Below are 25,141 nucleotides of genomic sequence, written 5' to 3'. Positions count from 1 at the left end.
CGTTCCTTTTCTTTTCAGCCCGCCGGGCTCTGCCTGAAGAAGCTGGCCAGCAGCTCGTACATCGCCGGCTCCTCGGCGCGCATCGCGGCGGGGGCGACGAAGAAGGCTTCGACGGCGACGGCGAAGAACTCCTCGACGGCCTCGCCGCCATAGGGGTCGATCAGCGTCTCCTCGCCGGCGTCGATGCGGGCGCAGAACTTCTCCCACTCGGTGTCGATGATGCCGATCCAGCGCTCGCGCTCTTCAGCGTCCAGTGGCGGCACGCCATCGGCGACGCCGTCGCGCATGTCGATGACATGGGCGAACTCGTGGATGACGACGTTGTAGACGGCGTCCGCGCCGAACTCGGCCGGGTCGTCGCTGACGGCGATGGCATTCCAGGTCAGCATCAACGGGCCGCCTTCCATGGCTTCGCCGGCCAGTTCCTCGTCGTACTCGTGGACGACACCGTCCTCGTCTTCGAAGCGACGCTGGGCGACGACCTCGCCCTCGTGCATGACGATGCCGACAAAGCCGTCGTACCAGGACAGGCCCAGGCGCAGCACTGGCAGGCAGGCCTGGGCCGCGACGGCCACGGCCACCTCGTCGCTGACCTCGAAGCCGCCGACGCCGTGGAACTCCTTGGTCGACAGGAAGAGGCTGCACAGCTTGCGCAGTTCGTTCAGGTCGTCCTCGCTGCGCTGGGCCAGGAAGGGGTAGCGCAGCAGCGTCAGCTGCCACAGCGCATCGGGGATGGCATGGCGCTCGACGGCGCGTTGCTCGCGCCAGTTGCGAAGGGCCTTCAGGATCACAGCGGCAGGCGTTGCAGTCCGGCGGCTGACAGTCGGATCACATCGCCGCGCGGCGGCTTGGCATCCAGATCCCAGTCGGACAGCACAACGCGGCGCCAACCGTCGCCCAGGTCATGCTCGGCCGGGCGGTGGGTGTGGCCGTGGATCATGGTCCTGGCGTTGACCTCGCGCAGCAACGCGCGGCAGGCCTCGGCATCCAGGTCCGTCGCCATCAACTGCCGGGCCTGGGCGGCCTTGCTGCCTTCGCGCATCTGCCGGCCCAGGGCCTGGCGGGCGGCCAGCGGCTGGGTCAGCAACTGAGCCTGCCATGCGGGTGAGCGCACCTGCTGACGGAAGGCCTGGTAGGCCTTGTCGTCCAGGCATTGGGCGTCGCCGTGCACCAGCAGCCAGCGCTGGCCAAAGGCCTCGAGCACGGTCGGGTCGGGCAGGGCGGACATGCCGGCGTCGGCCAGCAGCGCGGCACCGACGAGGAAGTCGCGGTTGCCGTGCATGAAGAAGAGGTCCAGCCGCGTCGAGGCCTCACGCAGCAGGCGCACGACGCCGGCCTCGAAGGGCTCGTGGCGGGCGTCGTCGCCGACCCAGACCTCGAAGATGTCGCCGAGCAGCAGCACCGCCTGCGCAGGAGTCTCGGCGAGATGTTTTTCAAGCCGGGCCAGTGTGCCCGGCGTGTCCGGCCCGAGGTGCAGGTCGGACAGCAGGTCGACCTGCTGCCACCGCGCCGGGGCCGTCAGCGTGTGGATCAAACCTCGACGGCTTTCTCGATGATGACGTCCTCGACGGGCACGTCACCATGGCCACCGCGGCCGGCGGTCTTGGACTTCTCGATCTTGTCGACGACTTCCTTGCCCTCGACGACCTTGCCGAAGACGGCATAGCCCCAGCCCGACGGGCTCTCGGACTTGAAGTCCAGGAAGCCGTTGTTGGTCGTGTTGATGAAGAACTGCGCCGTGGCCGAGTGGGGGGCGTTGGTGCGCGCCATGGCCAGCGTGTAGTGGGCGTTCTTCAGGCCGTTGTTGGCCTCGTTCTGGATGGGAGCCTCGGTGGGCTTTTGCTTCATGCCGACCTCGAAGCCGCCGCCCTGGACCATGAAGCCCTTGATGACGCGGTGGAAGACCGTGCCATCGTAGTGGCCGCTGCGGACGTATTGCAGGAAGTTGGCAACCGACAACGGTGCCTTTTCGGCGTCCAGCTCGATGAGGATGTCGCCGTGATTGGTGGTGAGTTTGACTTGGCTCATTTTTTGACGGGCTCGATGAGAGCCTTGGTGATGATGATGGCGTTGACGGGCAGATGCTGGTGCATCTGGTAGGGCGCGACCGGGGCCATGCGGATCTTGTCGACCACGTCCATGCCCTCGATGACCTGGCCGAAGACGGCGTAGCCGGAGGCGGGATTGTCGGGCTCGCCGTCGAGCATGGGGTTGTCGACGACGTTGATGAAGAACTGCGCGGTGGCCGAGTTCGGGTCGTTGGTGCGCGCCATGGCGACGCTGCCGCGGACATTGGCCAGGCCGTTGTGCGATTCCAGCGGGATGGGCGGCTTGGTCGGGCGCGGCTGCAGCATCTGCTGCGGGCGTTGGGCCAGCTTGGCGTCATAGCCGCCGGTCTGGATCATGAAGCTCTCGATGACGCGGTGGAAGACGACGCCGTTGTAGTGGCCGGCCTTCACGTACTGGACGAAGTTGGCGACCGACTTGGGGGCCTTCTCGGCATTCAGCTCGATGCGGATGTCACCCTCGGTCGTCTGCAGCTTGACGGTCTGGGCTTGGACGCCCAGCGTGGCCAGCAGGCCGGCGAGGAGAAGGGGAATGAACTTGGTCATGGGAGGCGTGCAGGTTAGCGGGGGCGCAGCTCGCGGGTCAGGGCCAGCGTGCGGTTGATCTTGGTGTTCAGGGCGTCGCTCGCCATCACCGAAGACTTCTGGGCGCGCTGGTAGGCGCGCAGGGCCAGGCGCACCAGCACATCGCCGAGATTCTCCTGCGCCTGGGCATGTTCGGGATGCAGCAGCAGGGCTTGCTCCAGCGCCGCCTTGGCCTCGTCCAGCTCGCCCGCGGCGGCATGCAGCACGGCGAGATTGTTGTAGGGGTCAGCCAGGTCGGGGAAGTCCTGGGTCAGGCGCGTAAAGATGGTCATGGCCTGGGCGCGGTCGCCCAGTTCCATGCGCATGACGCCCAGGGCGAAGCGCAGCTGCAGGTCGTCGGGCTGGCGGGTCAGGGCCTGTTCGATCTGGTCGACGGCCTGGGTCTTCTGGCCGGCCAGCCACAGGCGCTGAGCGCTGGCCAGATCGTCGGCCCGGGCGGGCGCCGCGGCCAGTACAGCGAGCAGCAGGAAGGTGGGGAGGGGCAGGCGCATGAGGGTTGTCGCGGGGGGCGGCGAAAAGGACGACGGCGAAGGTCGGCCGCTATACTGAATTCATTCTATGAGCCCCGCCTGGGCGGACCCGGTGCGGGGCTTCTTGTTGGTGGCTGCGGCCCGTTTCTCCATGTCCCTGCGCGTTTTCAATTCCCTCAGTCGCACTCTCGAAGACTTCCGACCGCTCGTGCCTGGCCAAGTGCGCATGTACGTCTGCGGCATCACGGTCTACGACCTGTGTCACATGGGGCATCTGCGCATGAACATGGCGTTCGACGTCATCTACCGCTGGCTGCGCGCCAGCGGACTGGACGTCACCTATGTGCGCAACATCACCGACATCGACGACAAGATCATCAAGCGCGCTGTCGAGCGTGGCATCACCATCCGTCAGCTGACCGAGGAGATGTCCGCCGCGATGCACGAGGACTTCGCCGCCGTCGGTCTGCTGCGGCCTGACCATGAGCCGCGTGCGACCGAATACGTGCCGCAGATGCTGTCGCTGATCGAGCGCCTCGAGCAGCGTGGCCTGGCTTACCGTGCCGAAGGTGGCGACGTGAACTACGCGGTGCGCAAGTTCGACGGATACGGCAAGTTGAGCGGCAAGAGCATTGACGACCTGCGTGCCGGCGAGCGCGTCGCCGTGGACGACGGCAAGCTCGACCCGCTGGACTTCGTGTTGTGGAAGGCCGCCAAGGCCGAGGAGCCGGCCGACGCCAAATGGGCCGCGCCCTTTGGCGAGGGTCGCCCTGGCTGGCATATCGAATGCTCGGCCATGAGCTGCGCCCTGCTGGGCGAGGCCTTCGACATCCATGGTGGCGGCACCGACCTGCAGTTCCCCCACCACGAGAACGAGATCGCCCAGAGCCAGGGTGCCGGTTACGACTTCGCCAAATACTGGCTGCACAACGGCTTCCTGAACGTCGACGGCGAGAAGATGTCCAAGAGCCTGGGCAACTTCTTCACCATCCGCGACGTGCTGCAGAAGTTCGACGGCGAGACGCTGCGCTTCTTCATGCTGCGCACCCACTACCGCCGGCCGTTCAATTTCAGCGACGCCCACCTCGAAGACGCCCGCACGGCGCTGACGCGTCTGTACACGGCGCTGGACGCCGTGCCGCCCGCCGACGTGGCCATCGACTGGACCGAGCCCAGCGCCGCCGCCTTCAAGACGGCCATGGACGAGGACTTCGGTACGCCGGGCGCCATCGCCGTGCTGTTCGACTTGGTCAACGAGGTCAACCGTGACCGCTCGCCCCAGCGTGCCGGCCTGCTGAAGGCCCTTGCCGGTGTGCTCGGCATCCTGCAGCAGGCGCCGCGCGCCTACCTGCAGGGCGGCTCCAGCGATGAGGCGGCCTGGATCGAGGAGCGCATCGCCGCGCGTGCCGCGGCCAAGGCGGCCAAGGACTTTGCCGGCGCTGATGCCATTCGCGCCGAGCTGACGGCCAAGGGCATCACGCTGAAGGACGGTGCCGGCGGCACGACCTGGGTGAAGAGCTGATGGCATCCAAGACCCCTGCCGAGGTCGCACCTGAAGTGATCCCGGCCTACTGGGATGATGCCTGCAAGCATCTGGTCAAGCGCGACCGGGTCATGAAGAAGCTCATCCCGCAGTTCGGTGAGGCCCGCCTGCAAAGCCGCGGCGATGCCTTCGCCACGCTGGCCCGTTCCATCGTCGGCCAGCAGATCTCGGTCAAGGCGGCTCAGTCGGTCTGGAACCGCTGGGTGGCGCTCGCGCCGAAGTTCCAGCCCTCCGCCGTGCTGGCCTTGACGGTGGAAGAGCAGCGCGCCGCCGGTTTGTCGGCTCGCAAGGTCGAATACCTGGCCGATCTGGCCAAGCATTTCGACTCCGGCCAGGTTCATGTGCGCCAATGGGCGCAGATGGACGACGAAGCCATCATTGAAGAACTGGTCGCCATTCGTGGCATCGGCCGCTGGACGGCTGAGATGTTCTTGATTTTTCACCTGATGCGCCCCAACGTGATGCCCCTGGATGACATCGGGCTGTTGAAGGGCATCAGCCTGAACTACTTCTCCGGCGAGCCCGTGTCACGAGCCGAGGCCCGCGAAGTCGGCGACGCCTGGGCGCCTTACCGCTCGGTTGCGGTTTGGTACATTTGGCGCAGCCTGGATCCACTACCCGTGGATTACTAGCCCACGTCCTACCGCCTTGGCGCGGTAGAAAGATGGTGGGCGTTTGATGTCAGGACGACTGATGAGCAAAAAGCACTTTCTAGAGTTTGAGCAACCCATTGCCGAGCTCGAGACCAAGATCGAAGAGCTGCGCTATGTGCAGAGCGAGTCGGCCGTCGACATCTCGGAAGAGATCGACCGCCTCTCCAAGAAAAGCCAGCAGCTGACCAAGGACGTCTATTCCAACGTCGCGCCTTGGCAGGTCTACCAAGTGGCCCGCCACCCGCAGCGTCCGCAGACCCTGGACTATTGCGCGGAGGTCTTCACCGAGTTCCAGGAACTCCACGGTGACCGCCACTTCGCCGATGACGCTGCCATCGTTGGCGGCATCGCACGCTTCAACGGCCAGGCCTGCATGGTCATCGGCCACCAGCGCGGCAGCGACGCCAAGGAGCGCACGCTGCGCAACTTCGGCATGCCGCGCCCCGAGGGCTATCGCAAGGCGCTGCGCCTGCTGAAGCTGGCCGAGAAGTTCGGCCTGCCCGTCTTCACCTTCATCGACACCATGGGCGCCTACCCCGGGATCGGTGCCGAGGAGCGCAGCCAGTCCGAGGCCATCGGCCGCAACATCCTCGAGATGGCCCAGCTGGAAGTGCCCATCATCGCCACCGTCATCGGCGAAGGCGGCTCGGGCGGCGCCCTGGCCATCGGCGTGGCCGACCAGGTGCTGATGCTGCAATTCGCGGCTTATTCCGTCATCTCGCCCGAAGGCTGCGCCTCCATCCTGTGGAAGAGCAGCGAGCGCGCGTCTGACGCGGCCGAGGCCCTGGGTATCACGGCCCACCGCCTGAAGGCCCTGGGCCTGATCGACAAGATCGTCAACGAGCCGGTGGGCGGCGCCCACCGCGACGCCAAGCAGATGGCGTCCAACCTGAAGCGCGCGCTGTCCGACTCGCTGCGCCAGGTCAGCGACCTCAAGACCCGCGAGCTGCTGGATCGCCGCTACGAGCGCGTCCAGGCCTATGGCCGCTTCAGCGACACCAAGAACCGGTAAAGCGGTCGCCGTCGCCTTCAGCGGCGGCCTCGATTCCACGGCCCTGTTGCATGCCACCGCCCGCGCGGCGGAAGGCACCAGGGTCGTCGCACTTCATGTCCACCACGGCTTGCAGCCGCAGGCCAACGACTGGGCGGCGCATTGCGAGCGCGTGGCGCGCGAGTGCGCCGCCGGCTTTGCCTGCACGCGGCTGAGCGGCGCGCCGGGGCGAGGCGACAGCATCGAAGCCTGGGCCCGCGAAGGGCGACACCTGGCCCTGCATGACATGGCCATCGCCGCTGGCGCCGATCTGCTGCTGCTGGCCCACCATCGCCAGGACCAGGCCGAGACCTTTCTGCTGCAGGCCATGCGAGGTGCCGGCACCGCTGGGCTGTCGGGCATGCCCAGGGCGCAATGGCGCGACGGCCTGTGCTGGGCCCGACCCTGGCTGGACCGGCCGCGCGAACTCATTCGTGCCTATGCACAGCAGCATGCGCTGAGCTGGATCGAAGACCCGAGCAATGCCGATGCGCGCTACGCCCGCAACCGGCTGCGCCAGACGCTGTGGCCGGCATTCCCGGCGGCCGAAGCCGGCTTGGCCCAGGCGGCGCGCTGGGCCCAGCAGGTTGAGGCACTGGCGGCGGAAGTGGCGGCCGAGGATCTGGCGCGCCTGTCGACGCCCGAGCGCCTGGACCTGGTCGCGCTGGCCGGCCTGTCGCCCGCTCGCGCCAGCAATGCGCTGCGGGCCTGGCTGGCCCCGCATACGGTCGCGCCGACCAGTCTGGTCGAACGCTTGCTGACGGAGTGGCAGCCTGGCTCGACCTTGTCCTGGCCCGCGCCGGGCGGCGAATTGCACGCCTATCGCGACGGCCTTTATTGGGCGGCCGAAGCCTTGCGGCCTCCGCCGCCTGCCATCCTCGACCTGCGTCGCCCCGGCCTGCATCCCCAGCCTGGATGGGGCGGCGCCTGGCTCGTCGAGCCGGCTTCACGCGGCATTGCCGCAGACCGTCTGGTTCAGCTGACCCAGCGCAGCCGTGCGGGTGGCGAGCGTTTCCAGCGCGCCCCGGCCTCCGTGCCACGCAGCCTGAAGAAGGCCAGCCAGGAGGCCGGCCTGCCACCCTGGCGTCGCGCCGGCCCCTTGCTGTTCGATGCCCAGGAGCGCCTCATCGCCGTCGCCGGCCTGGGGTTGGACGCCCGTGCCTTCGCCGATCAAGATGAGCCACAGCTGTCTTTGCGCTGGCTCGAGGACTCAGCCTTGACGCAGAGCGAAGGCGAGGGCGGGACTGCCGCATAAAATCAGGGGTTTGCGAGCATGCCGTCCCGGCGGCTCCGTCCTCAGCCTTCGCTCAATCTCATGGCTCTGATCGTCCACAAGTACGGCGGCACCTCAATGGGTTCCACCGATCGCATCCGCAACGTTGCCAAGCGCGTTGCCAAATGGGTGCGTGCCGGCCACCAGATGGTGGTGGTGCCCTCGGCGATGAGCGGCGAGACCAACCGCCTGCTCGGCCTGGCCAAGGAGCTGTCGCCCGCCAGCATGAGCGCGGAAGTCAACCGCGAACTGGACATGATCGCCGCCACCGGCGAGCAGGTCTCGGTCGGCTTGCTGGCCATCGCGCTGCAGGCTGAAGGCGTGCAGGCCGTCAGCTACACGGGCTGGCAGGTGCCGGTCGCGACCGACTCCTCCTACACCAAGGCCCGCATCGAGAGCATCGACGACAAGCGCGTGCGCGCCGACCTGGCCGAGGGCAAGGTCGTCGTCATCGCCGGCTTCCAGGGCATCGACGCCGACAACAACATCACGACGCTGGGCCGTGGCGGTTCCGACACCTCGGCCGTGGCGATTGCCGCCGCGATGAAGGCCGACGAATGCCTGATCTATACCGACGTGGACGGCGTCTACACGACCGATCCGCGCATCGTGCCCGAGGCGCGCCGCCTGCACACCATCAGCTTCGAAGAGATGCTGGAGATGGCATCGCTGGGCTCCAAGATCCTGCAGATCCGCTCGGTGGAATTCGCCGGCAAATACCGCGTGCCGCTGCGTGTGCTGTCCAGCTTCACGCCCTGGGACATCGACATCAACGAAGAAGCCAAGTCCGGCACCCTGATCAGTTTTGAAGAGGACGAAAAAATGGAACAAGCCGTCGTTTCGGGCATTGCCTTCAACCGTGACGAGGCCAAGGTGACGCTGCTCGGCGTGCCCGACAAGCCCGGCATCGCCTTCCAGATCCTGGGCCCGGTGGCCGAGGCCAACATCGACATCGACGTCATCATCCAGAACGTCTCCCACGACGGCAAGACCGACTTCTCCTTCACCGTGCACCGCAACGACTATGCGCGCACGATGGAGCTGCTGCAGAACACCGTCGGCCCGGCCACCAACGCCAGCAAGGTCGTCGGCGATCCCAAGATCTGCAAGGTCTCCATCGTCGGCATCGGCATGCGCTCGCATGTCGGCGTGGCCAGCAAGATGTTCCGCGCGCTGTCGGAAGAGGGCATCAACATCCAGATGATCTCGACCAGCGAGATCAAGACCAGCGTCGTCATCGACGAGAAGTACATGGAGCTGGCGGTTCGCGCGCTCCACAAGGCCTTCGATCTGGATCAGGAAGCGGCCGCGGCCTGAAAAAACTGATTTCCCTCTGAGAGGGCGCCGCGCTGGTATAGAATGCGTGGCTGTGCTGGAGACGTGACCGAGTGGCCGAAGGTGCTCCCCTGCTAAGGGAGTATGTGGGCAAAACCTGCATCGAGGGTTCGAATCCCTCCGTCTCCGCCAGACACATTCAAAGCCCGTCAATCGACGGGCTTTTTCTTTTTGGGCGCCGCCATCATCGCGACGCTTCCGGGCGATTCGTCACGAATTAACCGTTTCGAGTCCAAATTTGCCAAATCGGACCCGGATTCGGTTATTTATGATCGCTGCGTGGCGTTCAAAACAAGAAATAGGTTGGGAAGGGCGTTTTGCGCCCTCGCTGCGCTGATCAGTGGTGTGCTGACCGGCGCCGCCGTGCATGCCGCAGCCACGACGTCCGCGACCGTGAAGGTGTTCGTGCCCTTCATGGCCGGCGGCGAGGCCGACGGCTCGGCTCGCAACTTCATCCAGAGCGCGACGCGTGTCGGTGGCACGGGTTTCGAGATCATCCATCTGACCGCCGAGTCGGGCGCCGCGGCGGGCAGGGCGGTCAAGCAGGCTGCACCCGATGGCCAGACCCTGTTGCTCGCCCGGGTGGGCAGCGTGGCCATCCTGCCGGCCCTGTCACCCGGCACCGCCCCGCCCGTGAGTCAATTCACCGTGCTGGCGGTGCTGGACCAGGCGCCGCTCATCTGCGCCGTTCGCACCGGCACCCCCATCCAGTCGCTGCGGGAACTGCTGGCCGCCATTGCCGCAACGCCGGGCAAGCTGCGCTACAGCACGGCGGGTGCCGGAACCCTGCAGAACCTGGCCGTGCGCTACCTGCTGGCATTGAACGGCCTGCCTGCCGATGCGGCCCGGCCCCTGCACCTCGGCCAGGGCTCGCTGGCCACCCAGGCCCTGGTCAATGGCGAGGTCGACTTCAGCTGCAACAACGCGCGTACGGTCGTGCCGGCGGTGCAGTCGGGGGCGCTGCGGGGCCTGATGACGACGGCCCAGGGGCGCCTGAAGTCGCTGCCGGGGCTGAAGAACGCCGCGGAACTGGGCCTGCGTGACATGCAGCAGCTGCAGGGCTGGTCGGCCCTGCTCGGGCCGGCAGGCATGCCGGCCGAGGCCATCGAACGTTGGCGCGCCGTGCTCGACAAGGTGGCGGTCGACCCCGAATGGCAGGCGGGCACCGAAGCCCTGGGCGCATCCGCCCGCATCCAAGCCATCAAGGATCCCGCGCACTATCTGCGCCAGCAGGCGCAGTTCTACGAGCGCCTCGTGACGACGCTGGAGACCCGGCCATGAGCGCAAACCCGCGTCGCCGCATCTGGCCTTCGATCGTGGACGCCGCGCTGGTCGTGCTCATCCTGGCGGTGGGCCTGGCAGGCAGCCTCGGCGCCTATCGATCGCTGGCGCTCAAGGCCGCCAGCCAGCAGCGCGAGCTGCTGAACGCGATGGGGCAGAGCGTCGTCAGCGCCTTTGACTTGCAGCTGGTGAGGACGGTGGAGACGCTGCAGGCCGCCAGCCAGATGTTGTCGGCCCAGGCCGAGCTGACGCGCGCCCAGTTTGCGCGCTACGGCACCAGCCTGGCGAACGATGCGACGGCGTTGACGCTGCTGGAGTGGCAGCCCGTCGTGCCGCACGCCCAGCTGGCCGAGTTCGAGAGCCGGGCCAACCTGGAGCAGCCTGGCTATCGCGTCGTTGAACCGGCGCCGGACTACCAGGGCGATGGTTTCGTGCCGGCCCGCGAGCGTGACGTGCACGTGCCGGTGCGCTATTCCTGGCCCGAGATGGGCGCTGCGGTGGGCGTGGACATGGCCTTCGACCCACGCCGCATGCGCTCCAAGCTGCTGGCCCGCGACGCGGGCGTGCCCATCGCCTCCGAGACCTTCCCGCTGATCCGTCGTGGCCAGCCCGGCGCGGCCGTGACCGGCTTTGCGGTGTCCGCTCCTGTCTATCGCTCGCCCCGGCCCGAGGGCGTCGAGGCGCGCCGCCGCGAGCTGGCCGGCTATCTGGCCGGTGTCATCGAACTGCCGGCGCTGATGTCCGAGGCAGCGCTGCGCGCCGACGCCAATGGCCTGGACGTCTTCGTCTTCGACCAGGAAGAGAAGCACCGGCTGATCTACTCGTCCGCGGGCAGCGAGCCCTTCCAGTCCAACGAGCGCGACACCGCCCTCAATGTGGACGTGGGTGGCCGGCCCTGGGAGCTGGTGCTCAGGCCCCGGCCCGGAGCGCTTGCCGCCGAGAGCGACCGGACGCCCCTGCTGACCCTGGCCGCCGGCAGCCTCGCCAGCCTGCTGGTCGCGGTCGCGGTGGCCCGCAGCCTCGTCATCCGTCGGCGCCTGGAGAGGACCGAGGCCGTGCTGGCCGAAGACCGCCAGCGCATGGCCAATGTGCTGGATGGCACCGCCGCCGGCACCTGGGACTGGCATATCGACAGCGGCCAGCTGGACATCAACGAGCGCTGGGCCCAGATGCTGGGCCGCACGCGCGCGGAGCTGGAGCCCGTGACCGGCACGACCTGGGAGAGGCTGTGCCATCCCGGTGACCTCATCGAGGCCAGCCTGGCCATGAAGCGCCACTTCAGCGGCGCCGACGAGCGCTACACGGCCGAGTTCCGCATGCGCCATGCCGATGGCCGCTGGATCTGGGTGCAGAGCAATGGCAGCGTCTTCGAGCGTGACGCCGAGGGCCGGCCGCTGCGCCTGGCCGGCACCCACATGGACATCTCGCGCCGCAAGGCCGACGAGCAGCGCCTGCACGACGATGCCCGCGCCCTGGAGGCCGCCAACCGCCAGCTGCGCGACCTGGCCATCGTGGACGCGCTGACCGGTGCCTTCAACCGGCGCCATTTTAACGATGTCTGCCTGGCCGCCTTGGCCGGCGCCCAGCGCGGCCAGGCCGTGGCCCTGTGCATGCTCGACGTGGACCACTTCAAGGCCTACAACGACCGCTACGGCCACCAGGCCGGCGATGCCGTCCTCAAGGCCCTGGCCCAGACCCTGAAAGACAGCCTGAAGCGCTCGACCGATGCTTTGTTCCGCCTCGGTGGCGAGGAGTTCGGCGTGATCTTCTCGGCCACGTCGGCGGAGACAGCCCTGCATTTCGTCGGCCAGCTCAATGCGGCCCTGCACGCCCTGGGCCTGCCGCATGAGGGCAGCCCGCAGAAGGTGGTGACGGCCAGCTTCGGCCTGGCGTGGTGGGCGGCGCCGAGTTCCGGCCTGACGCCCGACGTCATGTATGCCGCGGCAGACGAGGCCCTGTACGAGGCCAAGCGGGGCGGGCGCGATCAGGTCGTCATGCGCTGCTTCCTGGCTGGCGAGGGCGAGGCCGAGGCGCGGCCTTCTGAGCCTTTGGCGCTGAGCGACCGTCAGGCGTAGCGCGTCGCGCGGCCTTCGCGCACAAAGGCCCAGAGCTGCAGGCCCAGGCCCTGCGCCGTTGAGATCGCCAGGCTGCTGGGCGCCGACATGCAGGCCAGCAGGCCGATGCCGGCCATCGCGGTCTTGTGTACCAGCTCGTAGCTGGCGCGGCTGGACATCAGCACGAAGCCTTCGCGGGCGTCCGTGTCGCGCCGGGCGAGGGCGCCGGCCAGCTTGTCCAGCGCGTTGTGGCGACCGATGTCTTCGCGGGCCCATTGCAGCTCGCCGTCGAGGTGGCACCAAGCCGCGGCGTGCAGGCCGCCGCAGCGTGCATTCAGCACTTGCGCCGCACGCATGCCGGCCAATGCGCGGTCCAGCGCGCCGGCGGCCAACGCGGGCGCCTGCACCGGTGCGGGCTGCACCGCGCCCAACTGGGCCAGGCTCTCCAGCCCGCACAGGCCGCAACCGGTGCGGCCGGCCAGCATGCGGCGGCGCGCCTTCAGGTGCTGCTCGCGCGCGGCGGTCACGCGCAAGGCCAGCTCGATGCCATCGGCCTGGGCGAGCACCTCCACGTCGAGCAGTTCGCGCCGCGACGTGATCCAGCCCTCGCTGAGTGCAAAGCCCAGCGCGAAGTCCTCCAGATCGGCCGGCGTGGCGAGCATGACGGCCTGGGACACCTCGTTGACCGTCAACGCCACCGGCATCTCCACGGCGACCTGCTCGTCGGCCGTGGCGCCGTGGGGACGCAGCGTCAGCAGCGGCTCAGGAATGAGGGGCGACAGGTCTTCGGCAGCGGGCATGGCAGCATGATAGGAGCCATGCCCGGATGCTGCCGAATCAGGGCGACAGCAGGGCGGGCTGGCCGCGCTGCGGCGCCAGCGTCATGCCGATGTGGGCCCACAGATCCTCGGCGGTCAGCAGCGTCAGCATGCGGTGCGACGAGCCATCGGCGCCGCGCACGAGCCGCGCGCGATGGCCTGGGCTGGGCAGGGCCTGGCTGGCGGCGATGCCGAACACGGGCCCGAGTTCCTCGACGCGCAATGCCAGACCTTGGCCGCCCTCGTTGCGGCAGATGATGACCGGCGCCTCCTGCGCAGGTGCCGCACGGCCATACAAGGCCAGGCTCAGGTCCAGTACCGGCAGCATGCGGCCCTCGTGCTCCAGCATGCCGACGATATGGTGCGGTGCATTGGGCAGCGCGGTCAGGCGCGGCTGCTCCAGCGCTTCGACCAGCAGGGCCGCGGGCAGCCCCAGCCATTCGCCGGCGACGCTGAAGGCCGCGATGTCCAGGGTCTGTGCGCCGGCTTGAGCAGGCGGCGGGATGAAGCCGGCGTCGGTGGCAGCGCCCAGTGCAGGCAGGCGCGGACCCAGCGGCTGCAACAGCACGGCGGCCACGTCCTCGCCGGATGCGGCCTGGCCCTGCCGGTATTCGCGATAGCCCTGGGACATGGCGATGCCGGCCGCGTAGATCCTGCCGTCGATCTCCAGCTCGCTGCGCAGCGTCTGACCCGCGCCGAGGCCGGCAAGCAGGGCGAGTGACAGCGGAGCGGAGGTGCCTGCCGGCCAGCGCGCATCGGAGCTGGCGACGACACGGCCGTCGCGCGTGACGAACAGCCCCGCCGCGTCGCTGTTCGCCGCCGGCAGGGCGTCGCGCAGCATGGCGGCGAATTGCGGCGCGCCGTCGAAGACGATGGCGATGCCGCCCACGACCTGGCCTTCGTGCTGCAGCGAGGTGGCGTAGATGTAGGTGGGATTCGCCGCGTCATAGAGCGCAGAGACCTCGTGGCGCGACACGACGTAGCGCTCGGGGTCGCGCAAGGCCAGCGCGGCGCCGACCCAGGGCGCGCTCAACGGCTGGCCGACATGCCGATCCTGGGCCGGGTCCGACACGGCGACGACGCGGCCCTGGATGTCGAACACCAGCAGCAACGAGTAGACGGTGTACAGGCCGTTGATGTGCTGCAGCACCTGCCGGGCCTCAAGCGCGGCTGCCTGGGCCTGGGCCGTTCCCTGCGCGGCCAGCGCGCGTTGCAGCCTCACGTCCAGCGCCCACCAGCGGCAGTCGTTGGCGCGTTCGTAGAGGTTGCGGTCCATGATGTCGATGGCCAGCCGCGCCTGGAAGCGCGCGCCATCGAAGACCGCGGCCAGCGTGGAGTTCTGCAGCTTGGCGATGGCCTGCTCGAACACCTGGCGCAGCTGCCCGCCGGTGCGTTGAACCTCGTTGAGCAGGGTGGTGGCGAAGCCGGCGCCGCTGGCGCCGGTGGCACCGCGCGCGTGGCTGCGCAGCTTGCCGTTCCACAGCGTGCGCGACAGATTGCGCTGGATGCGCTGCGCCTCCAAGGGAATGCCCTGCAGCTCGGCGTCGAAGAGCTGGCGCGTGTCGATGGCCTGGCCGAGCTCGTCACCCAGGGCAGCGTCGTCCTCGGCTTCGAAGGCCCACTCCAGCGGCGTCAGCACGCAGGCGGTCCAGCCCGGTGGGCCGCCATAGCCTTCGTAGCCACTGGCGCCGGCCACGGCGCACAGATAGTCGCGACCCGCGAAAACCACCCGCTCGCCCTTGATCCGCAGCGTGGCACCAGGCGCGATCTGCCAGGCGTCGGAGCTCTGCAGCACGCGCTGCCCGGCGTCGAGCAGGCAGATCACGGCATGCTCGTCTTGCCCCGCCAGCAGCTGGCGGAAGGCTGCCGCCATCTCGTCCTCGAGGCGGAAGGACAGGCACAGCAGGCCGATCACTTCGTTCGTGCCGGCCGGGGACTTCAACGCGCGGGCATAGATCAGGCCTTCGCGGCCACCGAGCAGGGCCGTCGTGCCATAGCGTTCGATGTAGGGCGCGTCCGAGGCCAGGGCCTCGGCAATCCAGGGCTCGTTGCAGGCCGCCAGCGTGATGCCCTCGTCCCGCCGCGCCAGAACCTCACCGCGCGGCGACAGCACGATCACGTCGTCATAGACCGAGTACTTGGCCGTGTAGGCTGCAAAGCGCGCCTGCAAGGCCTGGCGGCTGGCAGCGGGGTCGGGGTCGGTGGGTGACAGCGCCGCGTGGGCGCACAAAGGCCCGTCGGACGCGAGGAAGCCGACGTCGGCCGTGCGCTCGAACAGGTTGCGCACCAGGATGTCGATGGCCACGCGGGCCTTGCTGGCCATGCGCTCCAGCGCATGCGAGCGCAGCCGGCGCGCGAGGCTGTCGAGCAGCGTCGTCGTGAGGTCCTGGAAGGCCGTGCGCGTCTGCGCGATGTCGGTGGCCGTGCCGCTCATCTGGCCCAGCAGCGCGAGGCTGTCCCAGACGCCCTGCAGCCGCAGCAGCGCCTCGCGGTGCTCGTCCACCAATGCCATGCGCCTCAGATAGGGCGCCACCTCGGGGCTGAAGGGCAAGCCCTTGTGCCAAACCTTGTTCGTCATCGCGATTCACTACTCCGGAAACGTTTTCACGGGCCAAGCCCAAATCCGGGCGATCTCGCAAGTGGCGTGCCTGCTGTTGGTGCCGCCAGTCTGGTGCGTGTCGCTACGCTTCACGGAAGTTGGCATCAAGCTCGGCGTTAGGCCATCTGCAGGCCTTGCGCACCGGGTGCAGCCTCACGGCTAGCCGCATGGCCTCGGCACCCCGGTGATGCATGCCGACCAGGGCGCCCTTTTGTGGGGCATGCCGCGCGATGATCGCGCCCCTTTTGATTCCTCGCGCGCGGCGCGCCGGCAGCCCCAGGCTCTCGACGCTAGGCCGGCACGTCTTCCCCGAGCGCGCGCCGCAGTGCCATGGCCGCGTGGGGCGCACGCTCCTTGGCGCCGCTGATGAAGTAGACGAAGACGTCGCGCGTCTGCGGCCCCGCACCGGTGGTGGGCACGGCCTCGATGCGCGGCACGCCATCCGGCTCGCCGCCTTCGGCCCAGACCTGGGCCGAGGCCGCCAGTTGCGGGAAGACCTCGGGCTTGCAGCCCAGGGGCTCGTCGCTGTGCGTGCGCATGATGCGGGTGTAGACGAAATCGCCCGTGGGCTCGGCGATGGGCGGGTAGTCGTCGGACTCGGTGAACACCGTCGCGGCCTTGTACTGGCGGGCCAGGGCGAGATATTCGGCGCACTGGAAGCTGGCGTGGCGCACGTCCAGTGCGTGGCGCAGCTTGAGCCCGTCGACCTCCGCCGGCAGCAGCTCCAGGAAGGCCGTCAGGTCGCCGGCCTCGAACTTGTGTGTCGGGGCCAGCTGCCAGACGATGGGGCCGAGCTTGTCGCCCAGCTCGGCGATGCCCGAGTCGATGAAGCGCTTGATGGAGTCGGCCCCATCGGCCAGCACGCGGCGCTGGGTCGCGAAGCGGATGGCCTTCAGCGAGAACATGAAGCCATCGGGCGTGTCCTTGCGCCATTTGGCGAAGGTGGCCGGCTTCTGCGCGCCGTAATAGGTGCTGTTGATCTCGATGGCCGTCAGGTGCTGACTCGCATATTCGAGCTCACGCGCCTGGGGCCAGCCCTTGGGGTAGAAGTTGTCGCGCCAGGGCTCGAAGTTCCAGCCGCCGATGCCGACCCTGATCTTTGCTGAACTCACGCTAGCGCCTCCTGGCTGCTGACTGTATGGAAAAACAGTCTATCGGCGCGCTGGCGCGGAGGCAACAAAAAGCCGGCGCGAGGCCGGCTTCGAGCGTGGGATGCGGCGTCTTACATGCCGGCGTAGTTGGGGCCGCCACCGCCCTCGGGCGTGACCCAGACGATGTTCTGCGTCGGGTCCTTGATGTCGCAGGTCTTGCAGTGCACGCAGTTCTGCGCGTTGATCTGCAGGCGTTCGCCGCTGCCATCCTCGTTGGGCACGAACTCGTAGACACCGGCCGGGCAGTAGCGGCTCTCGGGGCCGGCGTACTTGGCGAGGTTGACCTGCACCGGCACCGCGTCGCTCTTCAGCGTCAGGTGGGCGGGCTGGTTTTCCTCGTGGTTGGTGTTGGAGATGAACACCGAGGACAGGCGGTCGAAGGTCAGCTTGCCATCGGGCTTGGGATAGGCGATGGGCTTGCACTCGGCGGCCGGGCGCAGCGAGACGTTGTCGGCCTTGTGGTTGTGCAGCGTCCACGGCGGGTTCTTGACGCCCAGCTTGGGCAGCAGCCACTGCTCGATGCCCGTCATCAGCTGGCCCGTCATCTGGCCCTTCTTGAACCAGAGCTTGAAGTTGCGGCTCTGCTGCAGCTCCTCGTTCAGCCAGCTCTTCTCGAAGGCCTCGGGGTAGGCGCTCAGCTCGTCCTGGGCACGGCCGGCGTCCAGGGCCGGGGCCAGGGCTTCGGCAGCCAGCATGCCGCTCTTGATGGCGGCATGGCTGCCCTTGATGCGGGCGGCGTTCAGGTAGCCGGCGTCGCAGCCGATCAGGCAGCCACCCGGAAACACCGTCTTGGGCAGGGCCTGCGGCGTGCCGTTGTTGATGGCGCGCGCACCATAGCCGATGCGCTTGCCGCCTTCGATGTGGGCGCGGATGGCGGGGTGGGCCTTCCAGCGCTGCATCTCTTCAAACGGGCTCAGATAAGGGTTGTCGTAGTCCAGGCCGATGACGAAGCCGAGCGTGACCTTGTTGTCCGCCAGGTGATACAGGAAGCCGCCGCCAAAGGTGTCGCCTTCCATGGGCCAGCCTGCCGTGTGCACGACCTTGCCGGGCTGGGCCTTGTCGGCGGGGATCTCCCACAGCTCCTTGATGCCGATGGCATAGGTCTGGGTGTCCTTGCCTTCGGTCAGCTTGTACTTGGCCAGCAGTTGCTTGCCGAGATGACCGCGAGCGCCTTCGGCAAACACCGTGTACTTGCCGAGCAGTTCCATGCCGAGCTGGAAGTGGTCGGTCGGCTCGCCGTCCTTGCCCAGGCCCATATTGCCGGTGGCCACGCCCTTGACGCGGCCCTGTTCGTCGTAGAGCACCTCGGCGGCGGCAAAGCCCGGGAAGATCTCGATGCCGAGGTTCTCGGCCTGCTGGGCCAGCCACTTGACGACGTCGGACAGGCTGATGACGTAGCAGCCGTCGTTGTGGAAGTTGCGCGGCACCAGCCAGTCGGCCATGCGCGTGCTGCCGGTCTCGTTGAGCATCAGCACGTCGTCGCCGGTCACGGCCTGGTTCAGCGGTGCGCCGAGTTCCTTCCAGTTCGGGAACAGCTCGGTGATGGCGCGCGGGTCCATGACGGCGCCGGACAGGATGTGGGCACCGGGCTCCGAACCCTTCTCGAGCACGACGATGTTGGCGTCGGGCTTGATCTGCTTGAGGCGAATGGCCGTCGCCAGGCCGGCCGGGCCGCCGCCGACGATGACCACGTCGTATTCCATGGACTCGCGGGGGCCGAACTGGGCCAGGATTTCTTCGGATGTCATTGCCAAGTCTCCGTCAGCTTGAATTGCGCGCGATTCTAGAGAGGCTGGATGGTGAATCGAACGATCGTGCTTTTTTAGGTTGTGCGGTCTAGACCGGTAGGATGGCTGCAACCCACTCGGAAGGCAGTCTCATGAGTTACTCCATCAACCTCGAAGGCCGCGTGGCCCTGGTCACGGGCGCATCCAGCGGCCTGGGCGCCCAGTTCGCCAAGACCCTGTCCCAGGCCGGCGCCTGCGTCGTGCTGGCGGGCCGCCGCGTCGAGCGACTCAAGGACCTGCGCGCCGAGATCGAAGGCAATGGCGGCGACGCCCATGTGGTGCAGCTGGACGTGACCGACGTGGCCAGCATCCGCTCGGCGGTAGCCCATGCCGAGACCGAGGTCGGCACGCTGGACATCCTGATCAACAACTCCGGCGTGTCCACGACGCAGCGCCTCACCGACGTCACCGAGAACGACTACGACTTTGTGATGGACACCAACACGCGTGGTGCCTTCTTCGTCGCGCAGGAGGTGGGCAAGCGCATGCTGGCGCGCGCCCGCGGCTCGGCGCCGGGCACCTTCATCGGCGGGCGCATCGTCAACGTCGCTTCCATGGCCGGCCTGCGTGTGCTGGGCCAGATCGGCGTCTACGCCATGAGCAAGGCCGCCGTCATCCACATGACGCGGGCCATGGCGCTGGAATGGGGCAAGTACGGCATCAATGTGAACGCCATCTGCCCGGGCTATATCGACACCGAGATCAACCACCACCACTGGGGCACGGAGCAGGGCAAGAAGCTGGTCGAGCTGCTGCCGAGGAAGCGCGTGGGCCAACCCCAGGACCTCGACACCTCGCTGCTGATGCTGTGCGCCAACGAGAGCCATTTCATCAATGGCGCCGTCATCCAGGCCGACGACGGGTTCGGCGTCTAGGTCTTGAAGCCCCTCGCCCAGTCCGGCCGCGCTGAACGCGGGCCAGCCCAGTCGGTCCCCCGTCGGGACGGCGATTGCATGGGCTTCGAGCCCATGCAACATCGCCAACGCGGGCCCGCTAGGGAGCGGCCCGGCGCTCGGCCCGCAATACCAAACACATGAACAAAAGAGATTTGACCCCGCTGGAGGCCCGCGTCCTCGCCGTCCTCGTCGAGAAGGAATCCACCGTGCCGGACAGCTATCCGCTGTCGGCCAATGCGCTGACCTCGGGCTGCAACCAGAAGACGGCGCGCGACCCCGTCATGGACGTCAGCGAGGCCGAGGTGCTGGCGACCATCGAGGAGCTGAAGAGCCGGAGCCTCGTCAACACCGTCAGCGGCAGCCGCGTCGTGCGCTACGAGCACAACTTCGCGCGTGGCCTGGGTGTGCCCGGCGCTGCGATGGCCCTGCTGACCCAGCTGATGCTGCGCGGCCCGCAGACGGCGGCCGAGCTCAGGCAGAACACCGAGAGGCTGCACCGCTTTGCCGATGTGTCCTCGGTCGAAGGCTTCCTCGAGGAACTCGCCGGGCGTGAGCAGCCCTTTGCCATCAAGCTGGCCAAGGCGCCCGGTGCACGTGAGGCGCGCTGGGCACATCTGCTGTGCGGGCCGGTCTCGTCGGTCGAGCATGCTGCTGCTGTTGCCGCGCCGCGCGACGAAGAAGTGGCCTTGCTGCGCGCGGAAGTCGCCTCGCTGCGCCAACTCGTCAACCGCATCGCCGCCGAACTGGGCATCACCCCATGAGATATGCCGTCCCGGCCGAGAAGAAGCTGACCTTCGAGTTGCGCATCCAGATGCGCTGGGGCGACATGGACGCCATGGGCCACATCAACAACACGCTCTACTTCCGCTACTTGGAAATGGCGCGGGTGGACTGGCTGGCTGCCATCGGCGCACCGCCCAACCCGGGTGGGCAGGGCCCGGTCATCGTCAACGCCTTCTGCAACTTCTACCGGCAGCTGAAAGTGCCGGGCGAGGTGCTGGCGAAGCATTACGTCAGCGACCCCGGCCGCACCAGCTTCGAGACCTGGATCACGCTGGAACGCGTCGACGAACCCGGCGTCATCTACGCCGAGGGCGGCGCGACGACGCTGTGGTTCGACGCCCAGACCGACAAGGCCATCGCCCTGCCGGACTGGGTCAGGGCACTCGTTACCTGAAGGCGTACTTCACGCTGGCGTAGACGAAGCGGCCGCGCGAGTCGGTGTAGCTCGGGTCGTAGCCCGAAAGGAAGAACCAGGCCTGCTGCGAGAACGGCGGTGCGGTGTTGAGCAGGTTCTGCGCACCGACGCGGAAGGTGAGGGACTTGCTGGCCTCGAAGGCGGCCGACAGATTCCACAGCGAATAGGCTTCAACCTTGCGATCGGCCTTGCCGACGATGTGCTGGTCGTTGTAGCCCTGCAGATAGCTGTTGGACAGCGTCATCGACACCGGACCGGCATCCCAGTCCAGGGCCACGGTATGACGCCAGCGCTGCACGACGCCGTCGTTGATGAAGACGCCCAGGTTGCTGACGAAGGGGTCGCCGTCGCCGGTCTGCTGCTGGGACTTCAGCGTCAGCGTGCCGTTCAGGCGCACGCCGAACTGACCGAAGCCGGTCTTCAGGCCGCTGAGGTTCAGCCCCAGGTCCAGGCCGGAGATGCGCTGCTTGCCGCGGTTTTCCTTGACGAGGTCGATGTGGTCGATGAAGTTGTCCTCGTCGCGGTGCACGAGGTTGCCGTACTTGGCCAGGTCGGACAGGATGACGTCCACGCCCAGGGTGCTGATCAGGTTGGTCTTCTCGATATTCCAGTAGTCGACGTTGATGTTCACGCCGCGCTGGGGCTCGAAGACCATGCCAGCCGAGAACTGGCGCGACTTCTCGGGCTTGAGCTTGGCGTTGCTGAAGTTCAGCGTGGTCCAGATGTCGGAGCAGTCGGTGGGCGTGTTGCTCGGGTCGGCCGCCAGGCAGACCGGGTCCACCAGCGTGGCCGATGAGCCCTCGGTGACCGGGCGGTACAGGTCCGACAGGCTGGGCGCGCGGAAGCCCTTGCCGATGGAGGCGCGCAGCAGCAGTTCCTTCATGGGCACGTACTTCAGCCCCAGCTTGGGGCTGAGCGCGCCGCCGCTGACCTGGTAGTGCTCATAGCGCAGGGCCGCCTGCAGTTCGAGCTGCTTGGTGATGGGGGCGCTGATCTCGCCGAACAGCGCGCCGACCTTGCGCGACTTGCCGAAGTCGGAGTCCGGCCCCTGCGTGGTCTCGCCGAGGATGAGGTCCTGCTTGAGCGCGTCGGACTGGTGGTAGTTCTGCTTCTCGCGGCGGTATTCGCCGCCGAAGGCCACGGCCAGGTCGCCGCCGGCCAGCTGGGTCAGGGCCTTGGAGGCCTTGAAGTCCAGGCTGTCCATGTTGCCGGTGGCGTGGCGCACCTCGCCGCGGATCTGGGCCTTCTCGTACAGGGCCAGGCCGGCGGCACTGGACGGGCCGAAGGCGTTCAGCGGGCCGGTGGCGAAGCCGTCCAGGATCATCTGCTCGTTCAGATAGCCCTGGTAGTCGCGGTCGGAGACCTTGCTGGTGCTGTGGTTCAGCGCCCATTCATAGTCCCAGCCCGATACCAGGCCGGTCATGCCGGCCACGACGCGCTGGGTGGTCGAGACCAGCTCGCTGGTACGCAGGCCGGCTTCGGACAGGCGGGTGCGCACCGTGATGATGCGTTCCTCGTCGTCGGCGTCCAGGCTGTTCAGCGCGCTGCCGGCGAAGGCGGGCACGCGTGACACGTCCATGTCGGCATCGACGCGGTTGGGCGTGCCGGTGTAGAGGGTGCGGGCCCGTGCCAGCGAGACTTCGGCAAAGGCCTGGTGGCCGCCGCCTACGTTGAAGATGCCGCGGGTGAAGAAGCTGCTTTTCTTCGACTTGGGATACAGCTCGATGTCGCGCATGTAGTCGAAAGTGCAGCCGTCCACGCCGCCGATGCCGTCGGGCAGGTAGAGGTTGGCGGGCGGATTGCAGCCTTTGGTCGCGGAGGGATTGACGGTCTTGGAATCGATGACCGTCGAGCCATTGCTCGAGTAGCCCTCGCCGATCAGCGTGTCGCGCTGGTAGTTGGACAGGCGGATGTTGCCGGGAAAGCTGGCACTGGACAGCAGGTCGGGCAGGCGGCCCGGGATGTCCAGGTCCTTGATGAACTGGCGTCGGGACGCGTTCAGGCTGCTGGTCTTCTGCACGTCCAGCACGCCGAAGACATTGAAGCCGTCGCGGCCGAAATCGCCGAAGCCGCCGGCCACGGTCGCCGAGCGCTTGGCTGCGCCATGGCCCTCGGTGGTATTGCCCGCCAGCGCGCTGACGTCGACGCCGGTGAAGTCCTTGCGGGTGATGAAGTTGATGACGCCGCCGATGGCGTCGGAGCCGTACAGCGACGAGGCGCCGTCCAGCAGGATCTCGACGCGCTGGATGGCGGCAGCCGGGATGCTGTTCAGGTCCACGCCGGCCGAGTCGCCGGGCGAGGCGAAATTGGCCATGCGCCGGCCGTTCAGCAGCACCAGGGTGGACGACACGCCCAGGCCGCGCAGATTGGCGGCGTTGAAACCCATCTGGTCACGAAAGCCGCCATAGGCCACGCTGCCGCCGTCGGTCAGGTTGTTGGCGCTGGCGCTGATGCGGGCGACCAGCTCGGCGGCCGTCGTCACGCCGGCCTTGTCGATCTCGTTGCGCGTGATGACCTGCACCGGCAGCGCTGTCTCGCCCTCGATGCGTTTGATCGCCGTGCCGGTGATCTCGACGCGCTCCAGCGACGTCTGGGCCTGGGCGGCGCAGCTCAGTGCGAGCAGGGCCGTGGCGACGGCAATGCGGGAAGGGCAGGGCGTTTTCATGGGGGAGCCTCCGTGGTTCGCGCGAGTCTAGGCATGGCGCCGCTAGCTGCCGGTCTCCTGTCATCGATTCGTCTCGTGCACGCCACGCCTTCGTCGTTCGAATTAGGGGCGAATGGTCCTGCCGCGTCTGTCATCATGCGCGGTCTGACCAAGGAGAGGTGAGGGCATGAGGGCAAGGATCTGGGCCGCAATGGCAGCAATGGCGATGGCCATCAGCGTGCAGGCGGCCACCCCCGCAGCGCCGGCGGCCAGCGCGCCGCAGGGTTTCAGGTTGTTTCGACCCGCCACGCCGGCTTCGGCCCCGCGCAGCACCGCGCCGGCGCCGGCCAAGCCAGCAGCTTCGGCGCCGGCCCCGGCACCCACGCCGGCACCCGCCGTCGTCGACACCGAACCCGCCATCCGTGGCTATGCCGTGCCCATCGGCGGCGCGCTCAAGGCCGACAACGAAGAGGTCTGGCAGCGCATCGTGCAGCTGGCCGGCGGCAAGGGCGCTCGCTTCGTCGTTTTCGGCACGGCCAGCGAGGATCCCGAAGCCAGTGCCAAGCAGGTCGTCGACCTGCTGCAGCGCCGCGGCGCCGTCGCCGAGGCCCTGCCCGTCGCGCCCAAATTCCTGTGGGTGGACCTGAGCAAGGTGGTGCGTGACCCGGCCCTGATCGCCAAGGTCAAGGCCGCCAAGGGCATCTTCTTCACGGGCGGCACGCAGGAGCGCATCGTTGACGTGCTGCAGCCCGGCGGCCAGAGCACGCCCATGCTGGAAGCCATCTGGGACGTTTACCGCAAGGGCGGCGTGGTGGCCGGCACCTCGGCCGGCGCGGCCATCATGAGCACCATCATGTTCCGCGACGCACCCAGCGTCATCAACATCCTCAAGGGCCGTTTCGTCGATGGCAAGCAGGTCGACCGCGGCCTGGGCTTCGTCGGCCCGCATCTCTTCGTCGACCAGCATTTCCTGAAGCGCGGCCGCTTCGGCCGCATGATCCCGCTGATGATGGCCAAGGGCTACAAGATCGGACTGGGCGTGGACGAGAACACGGCGGCCATCATCCGTGGCGACGAGATCGAGGTCATCGGCGACCGTGGTGCGCTGGTGGTGGACCTGACCGAGGCCAAAACCGACTCGACGCTGGGTGCCTTCAACGTGCAGGGCGCGCGTCTTTCCTACCTGGAGCATGGCGACCGCTACCACCTGCGCGCACGCTCGACGACGCCTTCCGCGCCCAAGCTGCGCGGTGAGTTGCACGACGCCGAGTCGCCCAACTTCAAGCCCTACTACACCGACGACGTCTTCCATCTCGACATGCTGGGAGACTCGACCATCTCGGGCGCCATGAGCCGCCTCATCGACAGCGTGCGCAAGGAGGTCAAGGGCCTGGCCTTCGACGTGTTGCCGCGCGCCAACGACCCGCTGGCCGAACTGGGCTTCCTGTTCCGCCTCTACAAGGGCTCGGACTCACTGGGCTGGAGCACCGAGGAATTCGGCGGCGAGCAGTTCACGGTGACGAATCTCTACCTCGACATCAGCCCGGTGCGCCTGCCCATGCCGCTGTATGGGGGCTGGACGCCGCCCAAGCCGGCCGCGCCGCCGCCGCCAGCACCGGCCGCGTCGGCCACGCCTGCCAGCGGGCAGTGACTGCTTGCAGCGTTTGCTCACGGCTGCTTGCGCTTCCCCGGGCATGCCCGGTTGATTTGTGCGCTGCGACGCTGCCATGATGGCAGGCTGTTGATTCCTGCCCGCCC

General features: G+C 67.8%; 21 protein-coding genes and 1 tRNA gene. 12 read left to right on the top strand and 10 right to left on the bottom strand.

What is annotated here, in order from left to right; genetic code table 11:
• Nucleotides 1-14 precede the first annotated feature (14 nt).
• From ACS5PN_RS06900 to ACS5PN_RS06880, 5 genes are read right to left on the bottom strand one after another with little or no spacing between them, the layout of a single operon-like run.
• Nucleotides 15-788 carry a zinc-dependent peptidase gene (locus tag ACS5PN_RS06900; protein WP_439463702.1) on the bottom strand — a complete coding sequence of 258 codons (774 nt, stop codon included), beginning with the start codon at nt 786-788 and terminating at the stop codon, nt 15-17.
• The gene (locus tag ACS5PN_RS06895; protein ID WP_439463185.1) at nt 788-1,534 is read right to left on the bottom strand and encodes a UDP-2,3-diacylglucosamine diphosphatase; all 747 of its coding nucleotides are present in this window, start codon (nt 1,532-1,534) and stop codon (nt 788-790) included. The genes ACS5PN_RS06900 and ACS5PN_RS06895 overlap by 1 nt, the downstream gene beginning before the upstream one ends.
• Nucleotides 1,531-2,028 (bottom strand): peptidylprolyl isomerase, encoded by a 498-nt coding sequence (locus tag ACS5PN_RS06890; RefSeq protein ID WP_439463184.1) that lies wholly within the window; start codon nt 2,026-2,028, stop codon nt 1,531-1,533. The genes ACS5PN_RS06895 and ACS5PN_RS06890 overlap by 4 nt, the downstream gene beginning before the upstream one ends.
• Nucleotides 2,025-2,612, bottom strand: a complete 588-nt coding sequence (locus ACS5PN_RS06885; RefSeq protein WP_439463183.1) for a peptidylprolyl isomerase — start codon at nt 2,610-2,612, stop codon at nt 2,025-2,027. The genes ACS5PN_RS06890 and ACS5PN_RS06885 overlap by 4 nt, the downstream gene beginning before the upstream one ends.
• Before the next feature lie 14 nt (nt 2,613-2,626).
• Nucleotides 2,627-3,142, bottom strand: coding sequence for a tetratricopeptide repeat protein (locus tag ACS5PN_RS06880; RefSeq protein WP_439463182.1), 516 nt, complete (start codon nt 3,140-3,142; stop codon nt 2,627-2,629).
• 130 nt (nt 3,143-3,272) lie between these two features.
• Here ACS5PN_RS06880 and cysS point away from each other — a divergent pair, with 130 nt between their 5' ends.
• The 8 genes from cysS to ACS5PN_RS06840 all read left to right on the top strand — a co-directional run bounded on the left by cysS (nt 3,273) and on the right by ACS5PN_RS06840 (nt 12,311).
• On the top strand, nt 3,273-4,643 hold the full coding sequence (gene cysS, locus ACS5PN_RS06875; RefSeq protein WP_439463181.1) for a cysteine--tRNA ligase: 1,371 nt from the start codon (nt 3,273-3,275) through the stop codon (nt 4,641-4,643).
• Nucleotides 4,643-5,296: a DNA-3-methyladenine glycosylase family protein gene (locus ACS5PN_RS06870; protein ID WP_439463180.1), complete on the top strand. Its 654-nt coding sequence runs from the start codon at nt 4,643-4,645 to the stop codon at nt 5,294-5,296. Before cysS ends, ACS5PN_RS06870 begins: the two co-directional genes overlap by 1 nt.
• A gap of 61 nt (nt 5,297-5,357) precedes the next feature.
• Nucleotides 5,358-6,329, top strand: a complete 972-nt coding sequence (locus ACS5PN_RS06865; protein ID WP_439463179.1) for an acetyl-CoA carboxylase carboxyltransferase subunit alpha — start codon at nt 5,358-5,360, stop codon at nt 6,327-6,329.
• On the top strand, nt 6,298-7,602 hold the full coding sequence (gene tilS, locus ACS5PN_RS06860) for a tRNA lysidine(34) synthetase TilS (RefSeq protein WP_439463178.1): 1,305 nt from the start codon (nt 6,298-6,300) through the stop codon (nt 7,600-7,602). The genes ACS5PN_RS06865 and tilS overlap by 32 nt, the downstream gene beginning before the upstream one ends.
• A 60-nt stretch (nt 7,603-7,662) precedes the next feature.
• Complete coding sequence (locus ACS5PN_RS06855) at nt 7,663-8,937, top strand: aspartate kinase (RefSeq protein WP_439463177.1); 1,275 nt, start codon at nt 7,663-7,665, stop codon at nt 8,935-8,937.
• Between the two features lie 57 nt (nt 8,938-8,994).
• A tRNA-Ser gene (locus ACS5PN_RS06850) sits at nt 8,995-9,087 on the top strand.
• Nucleotides 9,088-9,258: 171 nt separating this feature from the next.
• On the top strand, nt 9,259-10,236 hold the full coding sequence (locus ACS5PN_RS06845) for a Bug family tripartite tricarboxylate transporter substrate binding protein (protein WP_439463176.1): 978 nt from the start codon (nt 9,259-9,261) through the stop codon (nt 10,234-10,236).
• Nucleotides 10,233-12,311 carry a diguanylate cyclase gene (locus ACS5PN_RS06840; protein WP_439463175.1) on the top strand — a complete coding sequence of 693 codons (2,079 nt, stop codon included), beginning with the start codon at nt 10,233-10,235 and terminating at the stop codon, nt 12,309-12,311. Before ACS5PN_RS06845 ends, ACS5PN_RS06840 begins: the two co-directional genes overlap by 4 nt.
• On the opposite strand, the gene fdhD is transcribed toward ACS5PN_RS06840, so the two are convergent.
• From fdhD to ACS5PN_RS06820, 4 genes are all read right to left on the bottom strand, one after another.
• On the bottom strand, nt 12,302-13,090 hold the full coding sequence (gene fdhD / locus ACS5PN_RS06835) for a formate dehydrogenase accessory sulfurtransferase FdhD (RefSeq protein ID WP_439463174.1): 789 nt from the start codon (nt 13,088-13,090) through the stop codon (nt 12,302-12,304). The two genes, ACS5PN_RS06840 and fdhD, sit on opposite strands and share 10 nt — an antisense overlap.
• A 37-nt stretch (nt 13,091-13,127) precedes the next feature.
• Nucleotides 13,128-15,686, bottom strand: a complete 2,559-nt coding sequence (locus ACS5PN_RS06830; protein ID WP_439463173.1) for a chemotaxis protein CheW — start codon at nt 15,684-15,686, stop codon at nt 13,128-13,130.
• A 311-nt stretch (nt 15,687-15,997) separates the two neighbouring features.
• Nucleotides 15,998-16,819, bottom strand: a complete 822-nt coding sequence (locus ACS5PN_RS06825; RefSeq protein WP_439463172.1) for a DUF72 domain-containing protein — start codon at nt 16,817-16,819, stop codon at nt 15,998-16,000.
• 110 nt (nt 16,820-16,929) lie between these two features.
• Nucleotides 16,930-18,606, bottom strand: coding sequence for a 4Fe-4S dicluster domain-containing protein (locus tag ACS5PN_RS06820; RefSeq protein ID WP_439463171.1), 1,677 nt, complete (start codon nt 18,604-18,606; stop codon nt 16,930-16,932).
• Nucleotides 18,607-18,737: 131 nt separating this feature from the next.
• On the opposite strand from ACS5PN_RS06820, the gene ACS5PN_RS06815 reads away from it, so the two are divergent.
• The 3 genes from ACS5PN_RS06815 to ACS5PN_RS06805 all read left to right on the top strand — a co-directional run bounded on the left by ACS5PN_RS06815 (nt 18,738) and on the right by ACS5PN_RS06805 (nt 20,718).
• Nucleotides 18,738-19,520 (top strand): SDR family oxidoreductase, encoded by a 783-nt coding sequence (locus ACS5PN_RS06815; RefSeq protein WP_439463170.1) that lies wholly within the window; start codon nt 18,738-18,740, stop codon nt 19,518-19,520.
• Between the two features lie 158 nt (nt 19,521-19,678).
• Complete coding sequence (locus ACS5PN_RS06810) at nt 19,679-20,302, top strand: YceH family protein (protein ID WP_439463169.1); 624 nt, start codon at nt 19,679-19,681, stop codon at nt 20,300-20,302.
• Entirely contained in the window at nt 20,299-20,718 is a 420-nt protein-coding gene (locus ACS5PN_RS06805; RefSeq protein WP_439463168.1) for an acyl-CoA thioesterase, read from the top strand. Before ACS5PN_RS06810 ends, ACS5PN_RS06805 begins: the two co-directional genes overlap by 4 nt.
• On the opposite strand, the gene ACS5PN_RS06800 is transcribed toward ACS5PN_RS06805, so the two are convergent.
• Nucleotides 20,711-23,404, bottom strand: coding sequence for a TonB-dependent receptor (locus ACS5PN_RS06800; RefSeq protein ID WP_439463167.1), 2,694 nt, complete (start codon nt 23,402-23,404; stop codon nt 20,711-20,713). The genes ACS5PN_RS06805 and ACS5PN_RS06800 overlap by 8 nt on opposite strands.
• Nucleotides 23,405-23,570: 166 nt before the next feature.
• On the opposite strand from ACS5PN_RS06800, the gene ACS5PN_RS06795 reads away from it, so the two are divergent.
• Entirely contained in the window at nt 23,571-25,034 is a 1,464-nt protein-coding gene (locus tag ACS5PN_RS06795) for a cyanophycinase (RefSeq protein WP_439463166.1), read from the top strand.
• The last annotated feature ends 107 nt before the right edge of the window (nt 25,035-25,141 follow it).

The sequence above is a fragment of the Roseateles sp. NT4 genome, assembly GCF_051857475.1.
Taxonomy (GTDB): domain Bacteria; phylum Pseudomonadota; class Gammaproteobacteria; order Burkholderiales; family Burkholderiaceae_C; genus Pelomonas.
Note: the sequence above shows the minus strand (reverse complement) of the source record. Positions and strands in the feature narration are given on the sequence as shown.

What these genes read in the sequence shown, in the direction of transcription:
- cysS (WP_439463181.1), top strand. Translation starts at nt 3,273, where the DNA reads ATGTCCCTGCGCGTTTTCAATTCCCTCAGTCGCACTCTCGAAGACTTC.
- ACS5PN_RS06885 (WP_439463183.1), bottom strand. Translation starts at nt 2,612, where the DNA reads ATGACCAAGTTCATTCCCCTTCTCCTCGCCGGCCTGCTGGCCACGCTG.
- tilS (WP_439463178.1), top strand. Translation starts at nt 6,298, where the DNA reads ATGGCCGCTTCAGCGACACCAAGAACCGGTAAAGCGGTCGCCGTCGCC.
- ACS5PN_RS06815 (WP_439463170.1), top strand. Translation starts at nt 18,738, where the DNA reads ATGAGTTACTCCATCAACCTCGAAGGCCGCGTGGCCCTGGTCACGGGC.
- ACS5PN_RS06890 (WP_439463184.1), bottom strand. Translation starts at nt 2,028, where the DNA reads ATGAGCCAAGTCAAACTCACCACCAATCACGGCGACATCCTCATCGAG.
- ACS5PN_RS06810 (WP_439463169.1), top strand. Translation starts at nt 19,679, where the DNA reads ATGAACAAAAGAGATTTGACCCCGCTGGAGGCCCGCGTCCTCGCCGTC.
- ACS5PN_RS06795 (WP_439463166.1), top strand. Translation starts at nt 23,571, where the DNA reads ATGAGGGCAAGGATCTGGGCCGCAATGGCAGCAATGGCGATGGCCATC.
- ACS5PN_RS06870 (WP_439463180.1), top strand. Translation starts at nt 4,643, where the DNA reads ATGGCATCCAAGACCCCTGCCGAGGTCGCACCTGAAGTGATCCCGGCC.
- ACS5PN_RS06865 (WP_439463179.1), top strand. Translation starts at nt 5,358, where the DNA reads ATGAGCAAAAAGCACTTTCTAGAGTTTGAGCAACCCATTGCCGAGCTC.
- ACS5PN_RS06805 (WP_439463168.1), top strand. Translation starts at nt 20,299, where the DNA reads ATGAGATATGCCGTCCCGGCCGAGAAGAAGCTGACCTTCGAGTTGCGC.
- fdhD (WP_439463174.1), bottom strand. Translation starts at nt 13,090, where the DNA reads ATGCCCGCTGCCGAAGACCTGTCGCCCCTCATTCCTGAGCCGCTGCTG.
- ACS5PN_RS06830 (WP_439463173.1), bottom strand. Translation starts at nt 15,686, where the DNA reads ATGACGAACAAGGTTTGGCACAAGGGCTTGCCCTTCAGCCCCGAGGTG.
- ACS5PN_RS06820 (WP_439463171.1), bottom strand. Translation starts at nt 18,606, where the DNA reads ATGACATCCGAAGAAATCCTGGCCCAGTTCGGCCCCCGCGAGTCCATG.
- ACS5PN_RS06840 (WP_439463175.1), top strand. Translation starts at nt 10,233, where the DNA reads ATGAGCGCAAACCCGCGTCGCCGCATCTGGCCTTCGATCGTGGACGCC.
- ACS5PN_RS06800 (WP_439463167.1), bottom strand. Translation starts at nt 23,404, where the DNA reads ATGAAAACGCCCTGCCCTTCCCGCATTGCCGTCGCCACGGCCCTGCTC.
- ACS5PN_RS06880 (WP_439463182.1), bottom strand. Translation starts at nt 3,142, where the DNA reads ATGCGCCTGCCCCTCCCCACCTTCCTGCTGCTCGCTGTACTGGCCGCG.
- ACS5PN_RS06855 (WP_439463177.1), top strand. Translation starts at nt 7,663, where the DNA reads ATGGCTCTGATCGTCCACAAGTACGGCGGCACCTCAATGGGTTCCACC.